Origin of the sequence: Flavonifractor sp. An82 (genome assembly GCF_002159265.1) — a bacterium.
Taxonomy (GTDB): domain Bacteria; phylum Bacillota; class Clostridia; order Oscillospirales; family Oscillospiraceae; genus Flavonifractor.
The window spans coordinates 1-1,458 of record NZ_NFHG01000054.1; the positions used below are offsets into that span (position 1 = coordinate 1).

Consider the following 1,458-nt stretch of genomic DNA (forward strand, 5'->3'; position numbering starts at 1 on the left):
ATGAATAAGCCACGGCTAACTACGTGCCAGCAGCCGCGGTAATACGTAGGTGGCAAGCGTTATCCGGATTTACTGGGTGTAAAGGGCGTGTAGGCGGGACTGCAAGTCAGATGTGAAAACTATGGGCTCAACCCATAGCCTGCATTTGAAACTGTAGTTCTTGAGTGCTGGAGAGGCAATCGGAATTCCGTGTGTAGCGGTGAAATGCATAGATATACGGAGGAACACCAGTGGCGAAGGCGGATTGCTGGACAGTAACTGACGCTGAGGCGCGAAAGCGTGGGGAGCAAACAGGATTAGATACCCTGGTAGTCCACGCCGTAAACGATGGATACTAGGTGTGGGGGGTCTGACCCCCTCCGTGCCGCAGTTAACACAATAAGTATCCCACCTGGGGAGTACGATCGCAAGGTTGAAACTCAAAGGAATTGACGGGGGCCCGCACAAGCGGTGGAGTATGTGGTTTAATTCGAAGCAACGCGAAGAACCTTACCAGGGCTTGACATCCCGGTGACCGCTCCAGAGATGGAGTTTCCCTTCGGGGCGCCGGTGACAGGTGGTGCATGGTTGTCGTCAGCTCGTGTCGTGAGATGTTGGGTTAAGTCCCGCAACGAGCGCAACCCTTATTGTTAGTTGCTACGCAAGAGCACTCTAGCGAGACTGCCGTTGACAAAACGGAGGAAGGTGGGGACGACGTCAAATCATCATGCCCCTTATGTCCTGGGCCACACACGTACTACAATGGTGGTCAACAGAGGGAGGCAAAGCCGCGAGGCGGAGCAAATCCCTAAAAGCCATCCCAGTTCGGATTGCAGGCTGAAACCCGCCTGTATGAAGTTGGAATCGCTAGTAATCGCGGATCAGCATGCCGCGGTGAATACGTTCCCGGGCCTTGTACACACCGCCCGTCACACCATGAGAGTCGGGAACACCCGAAGTCCGTAGCCTAACCGCAAGGAGGGCGCGGCCGAAGGTGGGTTCGATAATTGGGGTGAAGTCGTAACAAGGTAGCCGTATCGGAAGGTGCGGCTGGATCACCTCCTTTCTAAGGAGACTTCGGCGCGAATTACATGCCGAGCGAAGCGAGGCATATAATTCTCAAAGAAGTGGTAACACTTCTTTGAGACAACGGCGCGCCGTAACGTCCTAAGGTCAGCTTTCTGGAGCGAATGAACTTTCACGTTGTTTAATTTAGAGGGTACACGCGCAGCGATGGGGGTATAGCTCAGCTGGGAGAGCACCTGCTTTGCAAGCAGGGGGTCGTCGGTTCGAGCCCGACTATCTCCACCATAATTTCAATGCTGGATCGAAGCACCTGGTAAACAGATGTTTCGATCTGGTCTTGAAAAAGACTGGAAGTCAGCACCTTGAAAACTGAACAATGCAGATTGAAAGTATGAAGAGCAAGCAACAGAGGGCAATAACAGCAATGTTGTGGAACTTAAAGATAGAATGGCG

At 52.9% G+C, this 1,458-nt stretch carries 1 tRNA gene and 1 rRNA gene; both read left to right on the plus strand.

The features are described from left to right. Positions 1 to 1,045, plus strand: a 16S ribosomal RNA gene (locus B5G34_RS18135); the annotation flags it as partial. A 169-nt stretch (positions 1,046 to 1,214) separates the two neighbouring features. After that, a tRNA-Ala gene (locus B5G34_RS18140) sits at positions 1,215 to 1,290 on the plus strand. The last annotated feature ends 168 nt before the right edge of the window (positions 1,291 to 1,458 follow it).